The sequence below is a fragment of the Henriciella sp. AS95 genome (genome assembly GCF_038900055.1).
Taxonomy (GTDB): Bacteria; Pseudomonadota; Alphaproteobacteria; order Caulobacterales; family Hyphomonadaceae; genus Henriciella.
The window spans coordinates 480,240-498,453 of record NZ_JBBMQM010000001.1 but is presented as its reverse complement, the minus strand read 5'-3'; the positions used below and the strand labels follow the sequence as shown (position 1 = coordinate 498,453).

The following is an 18,214-nucleotide window of genomic DNA, read 5'->3' as shown; positions in this document are numbered from 1 at the left end:
CGGGAAGAGCGTATGAAAAGCACGACAAGACGCCATCTTCTCAAAACCGTCGCGGCGATTGTGAGGCCTGCGCAATGAGAACACGCAGCGTCCTCATCCTCTGCACCGGCAATTCTGCCCGCTCCATCATGGGCGAGGTGATCGCGTCGAGTCTGCCCGATATTCGCGGCTATAGCGGCGGCTCAAGACCGCGAGGCGAGCTGCATGCCATGGCGATCAGCGTCCTGGAATCCAAAGGTCACAATGTCTGGGATCTGGAATCCAAGAGTTGGACCACATTCGCCGAGCCGGGCGCACCGCGCATGGATATCGTGATCACGGTTTGCGACAATGCCGCACGCGAGACCTGCCCGGTCTGGCCCGGCCATCCGGTGCAGGTGCATTGGGGCCTGCCGGACCCGGCCGCCGTCGAGCAGATGTCGCGCCAACGCATCGCCTTTGAAGACATCTATGCTGACCTGAAGAAGCGCCTCACCCGTCTGGCCGAACTCGATTTCGACGCGCTGTCCGATGCTGAGCTGAAGGCCGCCGCCGAAGCGATCCATGAGGGTCGCTGACGTTTCGCAGCAAGTCGTGCAAGTCCATTATTCGCGAAGCGACTGAGCCGTCAGACCCGCCCTTCGTGCTCAATCCACCAATACGGTCCGCCAGAATTCAACCGAGGTCTCAATCTGGCCGAGCGCGTCCTTGATCGCCGCCTGATCGGTGTCGGCAATCATGAACCGTCGAACCGGCTGCGTCAGCGCGAGATGGCGGGTGATTGTCGTCGCGACAATAATCGCGTCCGGCAAGCGGGCCGCATCAATGTTCAGTCCCGTCGGTCGTGGGTGCATGACATCATTACGCGCTGCGACCAGAGGTTCGAAGGCCCGATGCTGGGCAGGCTTCAGCGGCACCGTAAACGGCTGCGCCAGAATGGTCTCATCAGCAACACGCGCCACCAGCTCATTCGGCCCCGGCATCAAGGGCAGCTCCGCGCCCGCTTCCGACAAGGCGATGACGCAGGCCTGCTGGACCATCAGCACCGCGCCGGAGACCAGCCAGGGGAGACTTGAGTCCACTTCCGGGACCATGCCTGCGTGCGAGGCGGTGAACTTTGCCGTATCGGCCAGATGTGTCGATAGCGGATGATTCGTCATGCCTCTGTTGTAAGAGGCTCAGATCGTCACATCCAGAAAATTCGCATTTCATCTTCACGCGGGGCTGGATTTGGAAGTCGAACCCATGCAGGGTCCAGAATCATGATCCCGCTATCTCGCAAATCGCCCGTTCCGCCATCCGACTGCAATCTCGCCCGCTCGATTGAGCAGATCGGCGACCGCTGGACGATGCTCATCCTGCGCTCTGCCATGTATGGCATAAGGCGGTTTGACGATTTCCAGTCAGAGCTTGGCACGCCGCGCACCATCCTTTCTGGGCGTCTGAAGGCGCTGGTCGAGACGGGCCTGCTGGAGAAGCGGGCCTACAAGGTCGAGGGACGCCGGGCGCGGCCTGAATATGTCCTCACCGAAAAGGGAGAGGCCCTCCGCCCGATCCTCATCGCGCTGACACAATGGGGCGACACCTGGCTCGACGGCGACGGCCAGCCACCGGTCAGCTTCACCGACACGAAAAGCCGCGAAGCGGTGCGCGCCGCCTTCGTCGACAAGAGCGGCCGCGAAGTCCCGCCAGACAATCTCAGGATCGTTCTGCGGCGCTAGCCCTATTTCGACAGGTAAAGGTCGAGGACATCGTCTGCGATATCGCTGAAGACGGCCTCAAGGTCATCGGCATCAGGCACGTCGAGATAATGGCCGGGTGAGGTGGCGCAGGATTTCAGCAAGGCCTCGGACCGGTAATCACCGCTCAGCTCCAGCCGGATTGTATAGATAATGACGCCCGCTCGTTTGGCATTGGTACAGCTCTCCAGCGTGCGCGCGTCCATCTCGTCATAGATGTCGCGTTGTGATGCCCCTGCCGACAGGCCGAGGCGCCCATTGGCAATGTAGCCGTATGCCGAATAGTCACTGCCACGCGCATCACCGCGCCGGCCGATAGAGTTATTCCCGTCCGACAGAAGGACAATAATCTTCTGGGTCTTGTCATCGTCATAGGCGACACCGCCCGTATAAGGCACCTCCGGCGACAGGGTCCGCCACGCCCAGGCGATGCCTTCGGTGATGTTCGTGCTTCCCTGCGCTTCAAGCTTGTCGATCTCGGACGTGATCAGCGATGCATCGGTCGTCAGCGGAATGATCGGCCGGATGGCGCACATGAACCCAGGGCCGACAGGCGTCGAGATATCGTAATAGTAGTCATAGTCGGACTTGATTTCGATCACTTCCTCGCCATCCATGTCGGACAGGCCGAAACCGGGCGTCAGCCCGTATTTCGAGACATGCTGGATGATATCCATGATGTTCGAGGACACGCCCGTATCGTCGAGATAGTCATTCGGGTAGCGGCTGCGATCATCCGGTTCGTCAGGATAGAAGGCCGGGGTGAACAGCGTCTCCGCGTCTGAAAGGGTCGGGGCCGTATCATCAGTATCATAGGGATAAGAGCGCGCTTCCACACAGCCCGGCCAGGTCTGCCCGAGTTTCTCATAGAGCACCGCCCGGTTCACATCCGGCAGCAGATTGGTCGCGCTGACAATGGAGTCGCCGGACATGTCGATCCACTCTGCGGTCGCATTCGAGGGCCCGACATTCACCCAGGTCGCGAAGGCCACAAGCGAGAATTTGCGTCGTTCCGGGTCCGATGTGCCGGTGGCCAGCTTGTTCACCAGGGTCACCGACGCGTCCTTGAGCTTGGCCAGCTTGTCGCCCTTCATCGAGCCCGTCGTATCCAGCGCCAGCGCCATCTCGACACGGCTATCGCTGAATTTGACCCCGGATTCGCGTTTGACCGACAAGGATTCGATGCCCGCCAGCGCCAGCAGCGTCGTGTCGATGGACACTTCGGCCGTCGCCGTCAGCGAGTTGTCGACCCGCTGGAACCGGAACGCCTTATAATCGAGGTTGCGGCGGGTCATCTCCGCTCTGAACAGGGCCTTGGCTTCCTGCTCGAGCACGCTGTCTTCACGTTTTCCGGACTCGTGCGCCACATAGAGCAGTGCTGCATCAAGCGCGGTCTGCGCCTGGACGGTCGCTGTCCTGTGCCGCGTCATGTCGATCGCGGCGCCAACCATCATCAGCAAAGGGACGAGGAACAGGGCGAACATCATCGCCGTGCTGGCTCGACTATCCTGTATGAACCGCATGGGGCGCCCTCGCATTCGCGCGAAGTCTAATCCGCCAAGGCTGAAACCCGGCTTTCTACGAATGTCGAAATTTGTCCGATTGCGCTTACCCTAAACGGCACGGCACGCCCACGGCACCCGGACTTATCGGGCCCGGCCCCAGACGCGCAGCGGGTCAAAGGCGCCATCTTCTGCGGCGGCTTTAAGCTCTTCGATCTGCTTCATGACCGGGCTGGTGTCGCCCGTACTGCCAGCCAGATAGATCGCAGCATCGAGGCGGCAGATGCGGCTGAAAAGGTTTTCGGCATTTTCGACCAGGTCAAGGAAATGGTCAGGCAGGCCGCGGCCGCGCTGCTTCGACGGATCGAGGGGCGGGCCATCCCGGCTGATTCTGTATTTCTTGGCGAGCGCATCATCATGCTTCATGTCGCCATCGCGAACGGCGCGCTGCATGACGAGCCAGCTGGCCGCCTGCATCAGCTTCGTCGTCAGCTCCATGCTCCACGCGGCATAGGTCAGTCCGGCTTCACGTGGCAATTTCTGCGACATGTCCCGGCCCGGACCATCCAGATAGGAGGCCGTCTCTTCGACAAGCGCCATGCCATCCGCGAACACCTTCTCGAAGACCCGGCTCGCGGTGAAGTCGGGCATGTTGAAATCGTCGTCATTGAAGTCAGGGGATAGGGCCATGAAAATCTCGGGCTCTTGTCGTCGGCTTTATTGGGTTCGCCTGTTAAGCGGGCGATACTTTTTGTTTACGGGGCAACCCGTTTAAGGGGTCTTAAGATGAGGCACCGCTCAGCTTTTAAAGATGCTGTCTGCTGCCGATTTGTGATCCTGCTTCTTGCGGATTTCAGCTTCACACGCCTCGATTTCGGCTTTCAAGGCCTCCACGCGGCTTTTGAGTTCGTCAACCGACAGTCTCTCAAGGTCGAGCTTGGCGGGCTTCGGCGGTTGTTCCTCAAACATTGATCCATCTCCCTTGTGCCTCTAGGCATGCTGCCCACAAGGCAAAGGCACAGACGCCAACAAATCAAGCAGGAATCTCCCTATGACTGACATGATGAAGGCCATCGTCGCCGAAGACGGACAACCGCTGAAAGTTGCAGATGTCGAGCGGCCGACGCCCGGCGATCATGAGGTACTGGTCAAGGTCGCCGCCGCTGGCCTCAACCGCGCAGACCTCGTCCAGCGGGCAGGCAAATATCCACCGCCCCCCGGCGCATCCGACATCATGGGCCTGGAATGTTCAGGGACGGTCGAATCGGTCGGTGCCAAGGTCACCAAATGGAAAGAGGGCGACAAGGTGTGCGCCCTGCTGGCAGGCGGCGGCTACGCCGAATTTGCCGCGATAGATGAAGGTTCGCTTCTCCCGGTTCCGGCCAATCTGTCCCTGCTGGAGGCCGCTGCCCTGCCAGAAGCCATGATGACCGTTTACGCCAATATCTTCATGCGCTGCGCCTTCAAGGCCGGCGAAAGCATCCTCATCCATGGCGGCACGTCCGGCATCGGCTCCATGGCGATCCAGATGGTCAAAGCCGCCGGGGCATCCGACATCTGGACAACCGCAGGCACCGATGAAAAATGCGAGGCCGCCAGGGGGTTCGGCGCGACGCGCGCCATCAACTACAAGACCGAAGCCTTTGAAGCCATCGTAAGTGATGGCGGCGGCGCCGACGTGACGCTCGACATGGTCGGCGGCGATTACGTCCAGAAAAACATCTCCGCCGCCAAAGTGAATGGCCGGATCTGCAACATCGCTTACCTGAACGGACCGAAGGTCGAACTTAACCTGATGCCGCTGATGCTGAAGCGCCTCATCCTGACGGGTACAACACTTCGCGCGCGGCCGGTGTCCGAGAAATCCGACATTCGCGCGGCAATCGAAGAGAAGTTCTGGCCTCTCGTCGGCTCGGGCGACATCAAGCCCGTGATCGATGAAACTTACGGCTTTGATCAGGCCGAGGCCGCGCAGGCGGCCCTGTCAAAAGGCGGACATATCGGCAAGCTGCTGCTTGATTTATCCTAGGTCAAACCGCACGTTAGACCGCTCTCCACACGGGAGAATTATGATTCGCGCACACCTTTTTAGTGTGTTAGCTTTGTCCATGTTCGCGAGGATACGCCTCTGGGCGAGCAGCAATTTGGGTCTCACATGCCACATCGGTTCGACGCCTTGCGTAAGGACGCTGCCTCAATGGAGGCGGCCTTTCATACCCTGGCCAATTCAATTCCCCAATTGGCCTGGATGGCTCAGCCGGACGGCAGCATCTTCTGGTATAATCAACGCTGGTACGATTATACGGGCACCACGATTGACGAGATGACGGGATGGGGCTGGAAATCAGTTCATCATCCAGACCATGTCGACCGCGTCTCTGCGAAATTCTCGGAAGTTTTTGCAACAGGCGAGCCTTGGGAAGACCTGTTCCCGATCAGAAGTCATCGCGGCGAGTATCGCTGGTTCCTGTCCAGGGCCTTGCCGATCCGCGACGAAAACGGAAAGATCCAGCGCTGGTTTGGCACCAATACCGACGTCACGGACCAGAAGAAATCAGAAGAACGCCAGACCTTGCTGATGCGCGAAATCGATCACCGTGCGAAGAACGCGCTGTCTGTTGCCCAGGCCGTTGTCAGTCTGACAAAAGCGGACAATGTCGAGAGCTACAAGGCCTCGGTCGAAGGCCGGATCGCCTCTCTTGCCCGCGCCCACAGCCTGCTGGCAGCCTCCCGCTGGGACGGCGCCGATCTCAAGATGCTGATCCGCGACGAAATCTCCCCGTATGATGACGGCGTCGAGAAGCGCACGTTTCTTGATGGCCCATCCATCATCCTTGAGCCTTCAACCGCGCAGTCTCTCGCACTGATCGTGCACGAGCTTGCAACCAATGCGGCCAAATATGGGGCGCTATCGCTGCCAGACGGCCGACTGGATGTCAGCTGGGAGCTGAAGCAAGGCGAAATCGAGCTTCTCTGGAACGAATCCGGAGTCGCGCTTGATGACCTGCCCAGCCAGACCGGCTTTGGAACGACCCTGCTGGACCGGCTTATCCGCGAATTCGCCGAGGGAGAGCTTCACCGCGACTGGACCAATGACGGTCTGAAGGCCCGCCTCTATATCCGAACCAATCGGGAAAACAGCAAAGTGCCAACCCGCAAATCGGACCAAACCCCGCTTAAACCCGCGCAGCCGTCTCACTCGACCAATCTTCCCTCCGTCCTGATCGTTGAGGACGAAGTGCTCACAGCCATGGATCTGGAATATCGCATCGCTGAAGCCGGATACCGGGTCATCGGCCCGGTCGGCACCGTGGACGAAGCCCGCGCCGCAATTGAAAAGGATCTGCCGAAGATTGCCCTTCTGGATGGCAATCTTGGCGGCGTGAAATCCTTCGATCTGGCCATGGACCTGCGCGTTTCGGGCGTCGAAATCGTCTTCTGCACGGGCTATGAAGAGCTGGAAAATCTGCCGGACGGCCTTGGCGATTGCCCCATCGTATCGAAGCCTTTCCGCGACGAAGTGTTGATGGACGCGCTCAGAACCGCCCGCGAAAAGCTCGAACAGCTTCAATAGTCACACGATTGCGCTAGTCTGGCTCTACCCCTCTGGATTTCGGGTGAGGCCAGCATGTTCATCAGCAGATCTCTCAAAATTCTTCGAGCCGGCGCTTTGGCGCTTGGTCTCGGCGCATGCACAACCACCCCTGCATCTGAAAGCCCGGCGCCAGACCTCATCCCGTCCGATGACGCCATCAGGACCCTGATGCAACAGACGCACGTGCCCGGCCTGTCGATTGCGCGTCTTTCATCATGCCAGGTCACGTCCACCCGCCATTTCGGCGTCGAGGATGTCGAGACGCGCGCACCGGTCACAGCCGACACCGCATTTGAGGCCGCATCGCTGACCAAGACCGTGTTCGCCACACTTGTCATGTCGCTGGCAAACGAAGGCGTTCTCGATCTGGACGAACCCCTTGCCGACACCTTCAATTATGCCCGCATTCCAAACAAGGCGCTCTATGCGCGGCTAACCCCGCGGCTCATCCTTCAGCACCGTAGCGGCCTGCCAAACTGGGCGTCCGACCCGACGGATCGGGAAACCTGGGGCCCCATAGAATTCAATTTCGAACCCGGCAGACAATTCAACTATTCCGGCGAAGCATTTCAGCTCCTGCAGGCATTTGTAGAGGACCAAACCGGCAAGTCACTGGACCTGCTCTTCCGCGAGCGGTACGGCGCCAGCCTTCCGCGCACATCGCTAAGCAAGCCTCTCGACGGCATGAGCCCGGCCTTCGGACATGACGCATCCGGCAGCAAGCAGGACGGGCGCCCGCTCAAGAACCCGCCAAATTCGGGCGCCGCTTTCTCCATGACCACGACAGCTGATGACTATGCGGCCTTCCTCGCAGGCCTTTGCGGCAACGACAGCCTGACCGACGAAATGTGGACGCCAGCCTCACCCACAAAGAGCGACCAGGTGACATGGGCGCTCGGCTGGGGCGTCCAGACCGGCAAAACGCCGATCATCTTCCATTGGGGCGACAATGGCCCCTTCAAGGCCTTCGCGGCGCTAGAGCCCCAGTCTGGCGATGGCATCGTCTTTTTCGCAAATGGCATGAACGGCCTGACCCTTATCGAGAGCCTCGCCGAACCGATTGTCGGCGACCTCGACCCGATCATTGACTGGCTCGATTATGGCCGCCCCGCAGACCTCATCGAGGCCGAGCCCGACGCGCTCGCCATTGACCGCCTGCCCGCCGACTACGCTCACAATGGCGGCGAAACAAGAGAGCCGGGCGCCATCGACATGATTGTCATCCATACGATTGGCGGCCCGCTCTGCGAAGCCGGAGAGATCCACTTCGCGGACGTTACTGGCTCTGCCACGTTCTGGCGTGACTGGTTTTTTGAGCAGGACGACAAGTCCATTCACTACATCATCGGCCGCGACGGCGCGATTGCGCAACAGAGGCCAGATTTGCGCACCGCAGGCCATGTCAGTTTCCATGGCGTCCGGGAAAATGTGAACACGCGTTCGATAGGCATAGAGCTTGTCAATAATGGTGACGGAGAGGACCCGTTTCCCGCCATCCAGATCGCGTCGACAAAAGCGCTCGTGAAAAAATTATCGGCCGATTACAGCCTCGGCGCCGAGGACATTTTCAGCCATTCCGACCTCGACCCGCGGCAACTCTCCGGCTGCGGTGACAATTACAGGCGCGTCGATCCGGGCCCGCTCTTCCCGATGGCTGACCTCAAGGCCTCCCTCGCCGACTAGGTCCCGCGCTTGGTAACCTCCCGTCAATCTGGGTTAACGGCGGCTTAACCAAAACGGGCCTCTCATGCCTCCTTGAGAAAACCAAGGGGAGCCATCATGACCACCAGCCTTCTGCAGAACGTGATTGTCGCGCATCGTTGCCGCTCGACGCATCACTTCATCGCGATGGAAGCGCTCAATCTCATTGATGGACCCGACGCCGAAGACTGGCGAAACCTGCTTGTCTCCGAACATATGTGGCTGCTGGAAGGCGCCAAAGCCCCGGACACCGACTTCAAGGACTTCAAGAACCACGTGCTGCACGTGTCCGAAGGCAATTGGGGCGGCGCACAGGACGCAGCGACCGAATGGTATGGCCGCGCCGTCGAAGCCCTTCGCGCCAGGAAGTGGAATGATGCGGCTTATGCCCTGGGCGTGATGAGCCACTATTTTTCCGATCCCTGTCAGCCTTTCCACACCGGCCAGACCGAGGAAGAAGGCTCGATCCACCGTGCCGTGGAATGGTCGATTGCCAAATCCAGAGACGAGATTGTCCGCCGCATCGAAGCCAAGGGCTATCCGGACATTGAGGCCGGCGACGGGCCGGGATTCGTTGCAGATATGGTGCTCGCCGGCGCCCAGCGCTCGCACCCGCATTATGAAACCTTCATCGACCATTACGACATTCATGTCGGCGCGAAGAACCCGCCTGCCGGTCTTGATGACACGATGCTGGATGCCATCGCCGACCTCTGCGCCTATGCCACCAAGGGCATCGCAACGCTTTATGTGCGCGCCATCAAGGAAGCGAAGGTAAAGCCGAAAAAAGTGAGCCTCAAGCTCCAGGGCTATCTCGCCACGCTCGACATCCCGATCCGCTGGGTCACCAAGAAGATGGACAATGCCGCCGACAAGGCCATCGTCGCCAGGATGTACAAGGAGCTGCAGGAGACCGGAAAGGTCATCAAGACGCTCCCGGATGACGACAAGGCGATCCGCAAGGTCCACGCCCGCGACGTCTTGCGCAAGCCGATTGCCGAGCTGGATGCTGAGCTGCCCAAACCCACCGGCACGAAGCACACCCCGCGCATAGAAGAGACTGAAGAGCCGGTCGCCAAAGCCGTCGTAGACACCCCGGCTGAAGCGCCCGAGGCAACCGAAACCGAACCTGTCGAGACCGCGGCACCTGCCCCGGTCGCTGAGCCAGAGCCCGAAATCACGCCCGAACCGGAACCGGTCCTGGAACGCGAACCCACCCCCGAGCCTGTCCTTCGGGAAACATCTGAGCCTGAGCCGGAGCCCATCATCGAAACCACCGCCGAAGAGGAAGACGAACCGGCCCCGGCCGCCGCATCTTCAGATTCAGATGACGATGAGATCATCATCTCCGAGGATTCAGACCTCACCCTCGACAGCGATGTCGTCGACGCGCCGTCCATCGGCCCGAAAACGGCCGAGCGTCTGGCGACTATCGACATCACGACCGTCGCCGACCTGCTGGATGCCGATCCGATGGTCAGCGCCGACGCGCTCGATAGCGGCTATATCACGCCCGAAAGCTTTGCCGACTGGCAGGACCAGACCCGCCTCAAAATGGCCATGCCAAGCCTGCGCGTCCATGACGTCCAGATCCTCGTCGGCGCTGGCTATCGCAGCGTGGAGTCGGTCGCCAATGCCAGCGCCTCCGACCTCTTGGCCGCGTCCATGTCCTTCGTCGAAACCCCGGAAGCCCGCCGCATGATCTCCGGGTCCAGCGCCCCGAACCCGGAAGAAATCGACGGCTGGATCGGACTGGCGAAAGAGGCGGGTTGATAACCCTGCTCCATTGACCTTCCCTTTTTCGCGCTTAGCGCTTATACTCTGCGACGTTAGGAATAATTCCCCTTCTGGAACCCTGACCGCCCGGCCGAAAGGTCGGGCGGCTTGCGTTTTAGAGACAGCAAACGGAGCCCAAAATGGCCGATATTCTGATGCCAAAGGCGACAGCCGTCTGGCTGATCGACAATACCACGCTTTCCTTTGACCAGATCGCGGACCTGTGTGGCCTGCACAAGCTGGAAGTGAAAGGCATTGCGGACGGCGACGTTGCCGAGAACATGCGCGGCGTCGACCCGATCTCGCGCGGTGAGCTGACCCGCGAAGAAATCCGCAAGGGCGAAGAAAATGCTGACTACCGCCTGAAAGTGGCGGAGTCGAAAATCGCCCACATCCCGCAGCCGAAGCGCAAGGGCGCGCGCTACACGCCGGTCGCCCGCCGCGCCGACAAGCCGGATGCGATCGCATGGTTCATCCGCAACCACCCGGAAGTCTCCGATCCGCAGATCTCCAAGCTGATCGGCACGACCAAGGCGACCATCACCAATGTCCGCGAGAAAACCCACTGGAACTCGCAGAACATCAAACCGGTTGACCCGGTGACGCTCGGCCTCTGCTCGCAGATCGAGCTCGACGAAGTCGTCAACAAAGCCGTTGACCGCCGCAAGAAGCTAGACGCCAACAAGCAGAGCGAAGGCCCGAGCCTGAAGCCTGCCGAAGATGCAGATGCCGCGTCAGAAGCGGTCCAGCCATCCTCAAACGGCGACGAGCCGAGCGCCGACGACGTGTTCAGCGCCTTCAAGAACTAGGCTTTAAAAGCCACCGGCAAACCATAAAAAGCCTTCATCCTTCCACTTTGCTCAGGATGAAGGCATTTTTTATTTGTCGTTCGACTCGCCGGCCTTGCGCACCGCATCAGCCAGCGAATGCTTCGCACTGCCGGGCCGCAAAGGCTTGGGCTGGTTCGCATCGGGCGCCCAGCCGGACAGCCAGACGACATTAAACGTTGCCCGCATCCGGCCGTCGGGGTCGGAAAACCGCTCAGCATAAATCTGCGCCATGCGCGCCAGGATACGCGGCGAGAGCGGCCGGCGCGGCGCCTTTTCATTCGGCGCAAAAGCCGCCTGCTCGCCCATGCCCTTCAGGTCAGCCAGCAGCTTGAACGGATCGCCATAGCGCACCGTCACCGGCGCCACATCGACCACGGGAAGCGCAAAGCCGGCACGCTGCAACAGCCCCGCCATATCCTGCAGGCCCGGCAGCGGTGACACGCGCGGCGTCGCGCCGCCCGTCACCTCAGCTTCGGCTTCCAGCAGGCTGGTGCGTAGTTCGTTCAGCGTCCCTGCCCCGAACAGGCAACCGAGAAACAGCCCATCCGGCTTCAGCGCCTGCTTGATCTGGATCAGCGCGCCCGGCAGGTCATTGACCCAGTGCAGTGCCAGGATGCTCGTGACCAGATCATAGCGTTCAGCCGGAAGGTCAAATGCTTCGCCCTGCAGCGACCGAACCGATACGCCCCGCGCCTCTGCAAGCTGCCGGAACCCATCTGAAAGCTCCACCGCCTCGACCGAACCCACCTGGTCATGCTGGGCCAGCATCTCGGCTGCCGTGCCGTCATGCGTCCCGAAATCCAGCACAGTCGAGAACGTCCGCGAGACGTCTTCCAGTCTTTCAATGAGCTGACTCGACTCCCGGCGCTTCAGGAAGTCATACTCACCATAGGTTTTGGCGGCCCGGTCGCGGTGCATCTGCAATTGCGCCGAGTCAAAAAGCTTGGGTGGGGTAGGTGTCATGGATCTCGATATGCACCGCATGTCGCGTGCAGCAAAGACCGGACTGCGGTCGCTGGGCAGTTTTGTCTGGCCATCGCGCTCGCTTGTCTCGGGCGAACATCATGGCGGCGACGGTCTGATCGCACCCGATGACTTCGCGAAACTTACCTTCCTGAGCGGTTCGGGCTGTCAAAAGTGCGCCCTGCCGCTTGAGGCCGATCTTGGCGATGCCGGCATCTGCGCAGCTTGCGTGGCAAGGCCCCCGAAATGGGATGCGGCACGCGCCGCCCTGCAATATGACGACGCGTCCCGCAAACCGGTCCTCGACCTCAAACGCGCCGGGCGCCGCGATGGCCTGGCCACCTATGCCCGCTGGATGGCACTTGCCGGGCGGGACATTATTGATCGCGCGGACCTGATTGTCCCCGTTCCCCTTCATTACCGGCGGCTTGCGTCTCGCGGCTACAACCAGTCCGGCTGGCTCGCAGATGCACTCTCCCGGCAGACGGGTAAGCCTTGCAGTCACGACGCATTGAAGCGCACCCGGCCTACGCCGACCCAAGGCAACCGGTCTGCGCGTGAGCGCCACCTCAATGTGCGCGGCGCCTTCATGGCTCGCCCCAGCCGTCTCAAAAGCATCGAGGGCGCGCATATTCTTCTGATTGATGATGTGTTCACCACTGGCGCGACCCTTGCAGCGTGCACGCGTGCCCTGAAGAAGGGCAAGGCGGCTGAGGTGTATGTGCTGGTGCTCGCACGCGTTGTCAGGCCTTCAGACGTCACCATATAAGTTGAAGATACCAATTTCTGGAGCCTGAATGTCCAAAGTTACCATCTATACGCGCAGCTTCTGCCCTTTCTGTTCACGGGCCGTCTCCCTCCTCAAGAAGAAGGGCGCCGAGTTCACCGAGATCGATGCGGGCATGGACCCTGACAAGAAAGCGGAAATGATTCAGCGTTCAAATGGCGGCCGGACGTTCCCGCAAATCTTTGTGGGAGACACCCATATTGGCGGCTGCGACGAGATGTTTGCCCTTGACCGGGCCGGCAAGCTCGACCCGATGCTGCAAGGAGCCTGACGAGACTGGAAGATGATCCGCTACGCGCTTCAATGTGATGACTGTGATGCCAGCTTCGACGGATGGTTCGGCTCGTCTGAAGGGTTCGACAAGCAGGTAAAAGCCGGGCTGGTCACTTGCCCGTCCTGCTCGGGCACGGCGGTCCGCAAACAGGTCATGGCGCCATCTGTGCGGCCCTCCGAAAAATCCGGGGCAAGCGATCCTGAAAAAGTCTTCGGCAAACTCGCCGCAAAGGCCCGCCAGCACATTTCGGAAAATTATGACTATGTCGGCGACGGGTTCGCCGAAGAAGCGCGAAGCATGTTTTATGGCGAACGCGACCACCGCCCGATCTGGGGTGAAACCACGAATGAAGAACGCGAAGCCCTGAAAGAGGAGGGCGTTCCGGCCGCTCCGCTTCACCCTGACTTCACCCCGAAAAAGCAACCGGACAAGTCAAAGCTGAACTAGCGCAGACACTCGCGCCGCAGCCCGCGACCACTTGGCCGCTTGACGCTGGCCCCGGTATAAATAAAACGGCGTGGAAGACCCCGCTTTGGAGACGACCAATGGCCGAGAGCAATTACACACATGGCGAGATGAACATCGACGCCCAGTCCAGCATGTATTCTGGCTTCATGAGAGCCAGCGCCTGGGGCAGCCTGATCCTGCTGGTCGCTGTTGGCTACATGGTCTTCACCCTGTCCATCGGCATTAACTGGCTCGTCTCGCTCATTCTGATGGCTGGTGCGGGCATTGCCATCGGCGTCGGCCTGGGATTTGGCGGCGCGTGGATCGCAACCATTGTGGGCCTAGCCGGCCTGGCGCTCTTCATTCAGCTGATGATCACGCTCATCAATCTGGCGATGTAGCCGGTCGCCCTAGACCGTCCGCGCCCAGTTTCTGATATTTTCGACAAACAGGTCTGGCACTTCCATTGCCGCGAAGTGCCCACCCTTCGGCATGTCTGACCAGTGCTGGATATTGTAGCCGCGATCCCAATAGCTGCGCGGCGGTGAAAGCATGTACGTGTCGCCCGGATAATTGGCGACGCCTGTTGGCACCTCGACGCGCTCGCCTTCCGGCAGGCTGCCGCCCCCTTCCATATAGAAACCTGCATAATACCAGACCGACGTCGCGATTGCCTCATTGACGAGATAGAGCATGACATTCGTGATCAGCTGGTCGCGGCTGTAGACGCTCAGCAGGTCTCCGTCAGAGAGGTCTGACCAGGCGTGGAATTTCTCAAGAATCCACGCTGCCGACCCAAGCGGCGAATCCATCAGCGCCATGGCGAGGGTCTGCGGCTTTGTCGCCTGCTCCATCAGATAGGCGCCTTCTGCCTGCATGGCCGCTTGCGCCTTCCCCATCCAGGCCCGCTCCGCATCCGTCGTCGGCGTCGCCGGAGACGGGCGCAGGCCGAACATGTTGAGATGGATCGCTGCGCAGCCGCCGCCCTTCGCCTGCGCATGATTGAAACCGAGCCAGCCGGTCACCACACTGCCCCAATCGCCGCCTTGCGCCAGATAGCTTTCATAGCCCAGCACATCGTGCATCAGCCTATCGAACAGCTCAGCCGTTCGGCGCTGGCCTATCGGTGAAGACGGCTTGCCCGAGAAGGCATAGCCCGGCAGGGACGGGATCACGAGGTCGAAAGCATCTTCGGCCTTGCCGCCATGTTTCGACGGGAAGGCGAGCGGGCCAATGGCCTCGTAGAATTCATAAAACGAGCCAGGCCAGCCATGGGTCAGCAGCAGGGGTCTTTTGCCGCCTGCCTCGCCGACAATGTGCAGAAAGTGCAGCTCCAGCCCATCCACATCCGCCATGTAATGCGGCCAGGCATTGAGTTCGGCTTCGACCTTTCGCCAGTCATATCGATTGAGCCAATAAGACTGAATGTCCTTCATCACCCTGGTGGACATGCCGAATTGCCACTCGCCGCCCGAATCAGGGGCCGGAAACCAACGATAGTCGCGCACGCGCTGACGGATGCGTTCAAGCACCTGCTGGCGAATATCGATGGTAAAAGGCTGCGGCTCGCTCATGCTCTGCTCCGGTCTGTTTCCAGTCAGAGCATGATCGGTAAGACGCCCGCGTCAATTGTCACGCGGCAGAAGGCTTAGGTCGGATAAGCCTGCGCGGCCGAGTCGATATTATTGGTCGTCTGAGCGCCAACCGCCGTGATGCCGCCAACAATCGCAATAACCATGAGCCCGAGGAGAAGTCCGTACTCCACTGCCGTAGCTGCGCGCGTATCGCCGATTAGGGAGAGAACAAGATGCCGGACCATGTGGACCCCTTCAGAAGCGCGCCGCCAGGTCCGCAAAAAGCGGAATATCTGCTGGAGGCGCAGGATAGGTGTGAAGATTAGCTGGTCTGACCCACTCGAGCGTCTGGCCCTCAAGTGCGACAGGCTCACCAACCCAGTCATTCACCTGAAAAAGTGGCATCAAAAGGTGAAAATCCGGATAATCAAAACTTGCGAAATTTATCGGTTTCAATTTTAGGGCGTCGACGGTGATCTGTAGCTCTTCCTGCAGTTCACGGACCAGCGCTTCGGCCGGGGTTTCGCCCGTTTCAACCTTCCCGCCCGGAAACTCCCACAGGCCCGCCATGGCCTTTCCTTCAGGCCGCTGAGCCAGGAGAATGCGCCCATCGCCGTCAAAGATCGCCGCCGCAGAGACCAGCAGAAGCCGCTTCGTCATGTCCGGTAGGCGCCGTTAATGTCGACATAGGCATGGGTCAGGTCGCAGGTCCAGACCGTCCAGGCCTCATCACCGGCAGCGACATCGACCCGGATCTCGATACTGTCTTTTGCAAAGTGAGCGCTCGCGGCGGCCTCGTCATAGGTCGGCGCCCGCAGCCCGCCTTCAGCGATCAGCAGATCACCGAACCAGATGCGCATATTGTCACGAACGATGGGCTCCAGCGATTTGCCGACGGCCATGACGATCCGCCCCCAATTCGCGTCTCCGGCTGCGATGGCCGTCTTCACCAGCGGCGAGTTCGCAATGCTGAGGCCGATAGCCTTGGCCGAACGGGCTGTGACAGCGTTCTCGACGCGAATTTCGACAAATTTGCTCGCGCCCTCGCCATCCTTTACCAGCTGGTGGGCGAGATCACGAAAGACGCCGCCAAGGGCTTCGCGAAACGCGTCCAGCCGCGGGTCCGACCCGCTCTCGATCATCGGCGCACCGGAGGCCCCCGTCGCAAACAGCATGCATGTGTCGGAAGTGGAGGTATCGCCGTCGACCGTGACCGAGTTCAGCGTCGGCTCGACCGCCTCGCGCAGCAGCTCATCCAGCACATCGGGGGCGATCGCCGCATCGGTAAACACATAGCAGAGCATCGTCGCCATGTTCGGCATGATCATGCCGGAGCCTTTCAGGATGCCCGAAATGGCGACCTCAGTGCCATCAATCTCGCTTGTCGCGCCCGCGCCCTTGGGAAACGTATCGGTGGTCATGAAGGCACGCGTGCAGGCCTCCCAGTCGGGCGCACCCAGCTTGCTCCCAAGCTCCGGAAGCATCTTGCCGACATAGGCCGGGTCCGGCAGCGGCTCGCCAATGACGCCGGTCGCGGACAGGAAACATTCCTCCTTCGGCACGCCCAGCGTTTCGACCATGGCCGCCAGCGTCGCTTCATTCTTTTTCACACCCGCAACGCCTGTGAAGGCGTTGGAATTGCCCGCATTGGCAATCACGGCCCGTCCTTTTCCCGCGCCCTTGATTAACGCCTCACGGCACCATTCGACATCTGCCGAAGCGGTGTGCGAGCGGGTAAACACGCCCGCCGCCGAGGTGCCTTCCGGCATCAGGAACAGGAAAACGTCATCGCGCTCGACGCCGCGCTTTGCATAGAAACCGCGAGATGCCGTCGCCGCGCGCACGCCCTTGACGGTCGGGAGCGCCGGAAACTCCGCCGGCGCAAAAGGAGAGGGTGTCAGTTGCATTATTCGCTGGGGCCTTCGTCTTCGCCGGTCGGAAGCGTTTCATCCGGTTGTGGTGCGGTGTCTTCTCCACCAGCTTCCGGCTCTGCTCCCGCGTCGTCTTCCTCGACCAGCGGTGGCGGCTCCAGGGCGCGCCCGCCATCGCGCTGCTCAATGCTGGCATTGGTCCGCAAGTCGCGCAGGATCTGGCTGATCTTGGTAAAGGTGAGATAGGTGACGATCTCCGGGCGCATCTCATCCTTGGTCTTGGGCGGGCGCGTGCGCCGGTCTTCGACTTTCAGGATATGCCAGCCCTGCTCGGACTCGAACGGCTCTGAAATCTCGCCAACCGTCGTATCAGCGATGACGGACGGAAACGGGTCGATCATTTCATTGGGCGAGACCCAGCCAAAGGACCCGCCATCGAGGCGCGTGCGCGTATCCTTGGAAAATTCGAATGCCAGCGCCGTAAAATCTTCCCCATTGCGAGCCCGGGGCAGCACGGCCTCGGCCTCTTCTTTGGTGTCGAACAGGATGTGGCGGATGCGCACTTCGTCGTCGATCTGCTGCAGCTTGACCTGCTCGTCATACATCTGGTCGATCGCCGCGTCGGTCACTTCGGTGGCGACGAGGTCCTCCATCAGGAAGTTTCCAAGCAGGCGCTCACGCGCTGTTTCCAGCCGCCGCTGCGCGCTCGGGGACCGGTCGAGCCCGCGACGGACGGCCTCCTGCGCGAGCAGGCGCTGATCGATCAGCTGCTCGAGAACAAGCTGATATTCCGTGTGGTCGGGGCCAAAAGCCTCGCCCGCTTCGATGCGTCCCTGGGCAACCGCTTCAAGCTCGACATCGGAGATATAGATCGGCTCACCATTCACGACGGCTGCTGTGGAAGCGTCGAATCCGACAGGATTTCGCGCGGGATTGGTAAACTCCGTGTCACATGCCGCCGCCATCAGGCCGAGTGATACGCAGAGTCCGAGAAGCAAAGCCCGGGAGGATTTCATGCAATTTCCCTTCTGATTCACGTACACCCATCCGCATTGACACCCCACAGCGGCGTTCTTAAGTCTCCGGCGGGTACTGGTCGAGAGGTTAGTGTGCCCGTTTGCATACACTTCCGTGTGCACCTCCTGTAAAGAAGTTCAAGGCAGGAGGGCCTAACCA

At 60.5% G+C, this 18,214-nt stretch carries 21 protein-coding genes; 11 read left to right on the top strand and 10 right to left on the bottom strand.

Translation table 11 applies throughout. From position 1 onward, the window contains the following. The first annotated feature begins 74 nt into the window (after nt 1-74). Nucleotides 75-557, top strand: coding sequence for an arsenate reductase ArsC (locus tag WNY37_RS02615; protein ID WP_342971902.1), 483 nt, complete (start codon nt 75-77; stop codon nt 555-557). A 69-nt stretch (nt 558-626) separates the two neighbouring features. Here the strand turns inward: WNY37_RS02615 and WNY37_RS02610 are convergent, their stop codons facing one another. Further along, nucleotides 627-1,139 (bottom strand): hypothetical protein, encoded by a 513-nt coding sequence (locus WNY37_RS02610; protein WP_342971901.1) that lies wholly within the window; start codon nt 1,137-1,139, stop codon nt 627-629. A 102-nt stretch (nt 1,140-1,241) separates the two neighbouring features. On the opposite strand from WNY37_RS02610, the gene WNY37_RS02605 reads away from it, so the two are divergent. Next, a complete protein-coding gene (locus WNY37_RS02605; RefSeq protein WP_342971900.1) occupies nt 1,242-1,700 on the top strand; it encodes a helix-turn-helix domain-containing protein in 459 nt (152 codons plus the stop codon). Between the two features lie 2 nt (nt 1,701-1,702). On the opposite strand, the gene WNY37_RS02600 is transcribed toward WNY37_RS02605, so the two are convergent. From WNY37_RS02600 to WNY37_RS02590, 3 genes are all read right to left on the bottom strand, one after another. Then, the gene (locus WNY37_RS02600; protein ID WP_342971899.1) at nt 1,703-3,241 is read right to left on the bottom strand and encodes a TadE/TadG family type IV pilus assembly protein; all 1,539 of its coding nucleotides are present in this window, start codon (nt 3,239-3,241) and stop codon (nt 1,703-1,705) included. Nucleotides 3,242-3,364: 123 nt separating this feature from the next. After that, nucleotides 3,365-3,910 carry a DUF1465 family protein gene (locus tag WNY37_RS02595; protein WP_342971898.1) on the bottom strand — a complete coding sequence of 182 codons (546 nt, stop codon included), beginning with the start codon at nt 3,908-3,910 and terminating at the stop codon, nt 3,365-3,367. 108 nt (nt 3,911-4,018) lie between these two features. Beyond that, nucleotides 4,019-4,189, bottom strand: a complete 171-nt coding sequence (locus WNY37_RS02590) for a DUF1192 domain-containing protein (protein ID WP_342971897.1) — start codon at nt 4,187-4,189, stop codon at nt 4,019-4,021. An 82-nt stretch (nt 4,190-4,271) separates the two neighbouring features. Here WNY37_RS02590 and WNY37_RS02585 point away from each other — a divergent pair, with 82 nt between their 5' ends. The 5 genes from WNY37_RS02585 to WNY37_RS02565 all read left to right on the top strand — a co-directional run bounded on the left by WNY37_RS02585 (nt 4,272) and on the right by WNY37_RS02565 (nt 11,101). Continuing rightward, the gene (locus WNY37_RS02585; RefSeq protein ID WP_342971896.1) at nt 4,272-5,249 is read left to right on the top strand and encodes an NAD(P)H-quinone oxidoreductase; all 978 of its coding nucleotides are present in this window, start codon (nt 4,272-4,274) and stop codon (nt 5,247-5,249) included. A 126-nt stretch (nt 5,250-5,375) separates the two neighbouring features. Continuing rightward, entirely contained in the window at nt 5,376-6,794 is a 1,419-nt protein-coding gene (locus WNY37_RS02580; RefSeq protein WP_342971895.1) for an HWE histidine kinase domain-containing protein, read from the top strand. Nucleotides 6,795-6,848: 54 nt separating this feature from the next. After that, entirely contained in the window at nt 6,849-8,498 is a 1,650-nt protein-coding gene (locus tag WNY37_RS02575) for a serine hydrolase (RefSeq protein ID WP_342971894.1), read from the top strand. A gap of 96 nt (nt 8,499-8,594) precedes the next feature. Further along, the gene (locus WNY37_RS02570; RefSeq protein WP_342971893.1) at nt 8,595-10,289 is read left to right on the top strand and encodes a DUF4332 domain-containing protein; all 1,695 of its coding nucleotides are present in this window, start codon (nt 8,595-8,597) and stop codon (nt 10,287-10,289) included. A gap of 143 nt (nt 10,290-10,432) precedes the next feature. Further along, complete coding sequence (locus WNY37_RS02565) at nt 10,433-11,101, top strand: cell cycle transcriptional regulator TrcR (RefSeq protein ID WP_342971892.1); 669 nt, start codon at nt 10,433-10,435, stop codon at nt 11,099-11,101. Between the two features lie 69 nt (nt 11,102-11,170). On the opposite strand, the gene WNY37_RS02560 is transcribed toward WNY37_RS02565, so the two are convergent. Further along, nucleotides 11,171-12,085: a methyltransferase domain-containing protein gene (locus tag WNY37_RS02560; RefSeq protein ID WP_342971891.1), complete on the bottom strand. Its 915-nt coding sequence runs from the start codon at nt 12,083-12,085 to the stop codon at nt 11,171-11,173. Between WNY37_RS02560 and WNY37_RS02555 the strand changes: the two genes are divergently transcribed. The 4 genes from WNY37_RS02555 (at nt 12,084) to WNY37_RS02540 (ending at nt 13,994) form a co-directional block, all read left to right on the top strand. Continuing rightward, nucleotides 12,084-12,854: a ComF family protein gene (locus WNY37_RS02555; RefSeq protein WP_342971890.1), complete on the top strand. Its 771-nt coding sequence runs from the start codon at nt 12,084-12,086 to the stop codon at nt 12,852-12,854. The genes WNY37_RS02560 and WNY37_RS02555 overlap by 2 nt on opposite strands. Nucleotides 12,855-12,882: 28 nt before the next feature. Then, entirely contained in the window at nt 12,883-13,143 is a 261-nt protein-coding gene (gene grxC, locus WNY37_RS02550) for a glutaredoxin 3 (RefSeq protein WP_342971889.1), read from the top strand. 12 nt (nt 13,144-13,155) lie between these two features. Beyond that, nucleotides 13,156-13,593 carry a DUF1178 family protein gene (locus tag WNY37_RS02545; protein WP_342971888.1) on the top strand — a complete coding sequence of 146 codons (438 nt, stop codon included), beginning with the start codon at nt 13,156-13,158 and terminating at the stop codon, nt 13,591-13,593. A gap of 98 nt (nt 13,594-13,691) precedes the next feature. Then, a complete protein-coding gene (locus tag WNY37_RS02540; protein ID WP_342971887.1) occupies nt 13,692-13,994 on the top strand; it encodes an aa3-type cytochrome c oxidase subunit IV in 303 nt (100 codons plus the stop codon). A gap of 9 nt (nt 13,995-14,003) precedes the next feature. On the opposite strand, the gene WNY37_RS02535 is transcribed toward WNY37_RS02540, so the two are convergent. The 5 genes from WNY37_RS02535 to WNY37_RS02515 all read right to left on the bottom strand — a co-directional run bounded on the left by WNY37_RS02535 (nt 14,004) and on the right by WNY37_RS02515 (nt 18,054). After that, on the bottom strand, nt 14,004-15,167 hold the full coding sequence (locus WNY37_RS02535; RefSeq protein ID WP_342971886.1) for an epoxide hydrolase family protein: 1,164 nt from the start codon (nt 15,165-15,167) through the stop codon (nt 14,004-14,006). Between the two features lie 74 nt (nt 15,168-15,241). Continuing rightward, nucleotides 15,242-15,412 (bottom strand): Flp family type IVb pilin, encoded by a 171-nt coding sequence (locus WNY37_RS02530; RefSeq protein WP_342971885.1) that lies wholly within the window; start codon nt 15,410-15,412, stop codon nt 15,242-15,244. A gap of 10 nt (nt 15,413-15,422) precedes the next feature. Continuing rightward, nucleotides 15,423-15,827, bottom strand: coding sequence for an 8-oxo-dGTP diphosphatase MutT (gene mutT / locus WNY37_RS02525; protein ID WP_342971884.1), 405 nt, complete (start codon nt 15,825-15,827; stop codon nt 15,423-15,425). Further along, entirely contained in the window at nt 15,824-17,074 is a 1,251-nt protein-coding gene (gene argJ / locus WNY37_RS02520) for a bifunctional glutamate N-acetyltransferase/amino-acid acetyltransferase ArgJ (RefSeq protein WP_342971883.1), read from the bottom strand. Before argJ ends, mutT begins: the two co-directional genes overlap by 4 nt. After that, nucleotides 17,074-18,054, bottom strand: coding sequence for a peptidylprolyl isomerase (locus WNY37_RS02515; protein ID WP_342971882.1), 981 nt, complete (start codon nt 18,052-18,054; stop codon nt 17,074-17,076). The genes argJ and WNY37_RS02515 overlap by 1 nt, the downstream gene beginning before the upstream one ends. Nucleotides 18,055-18,214 lie beyond the last annotated feature (160 nt).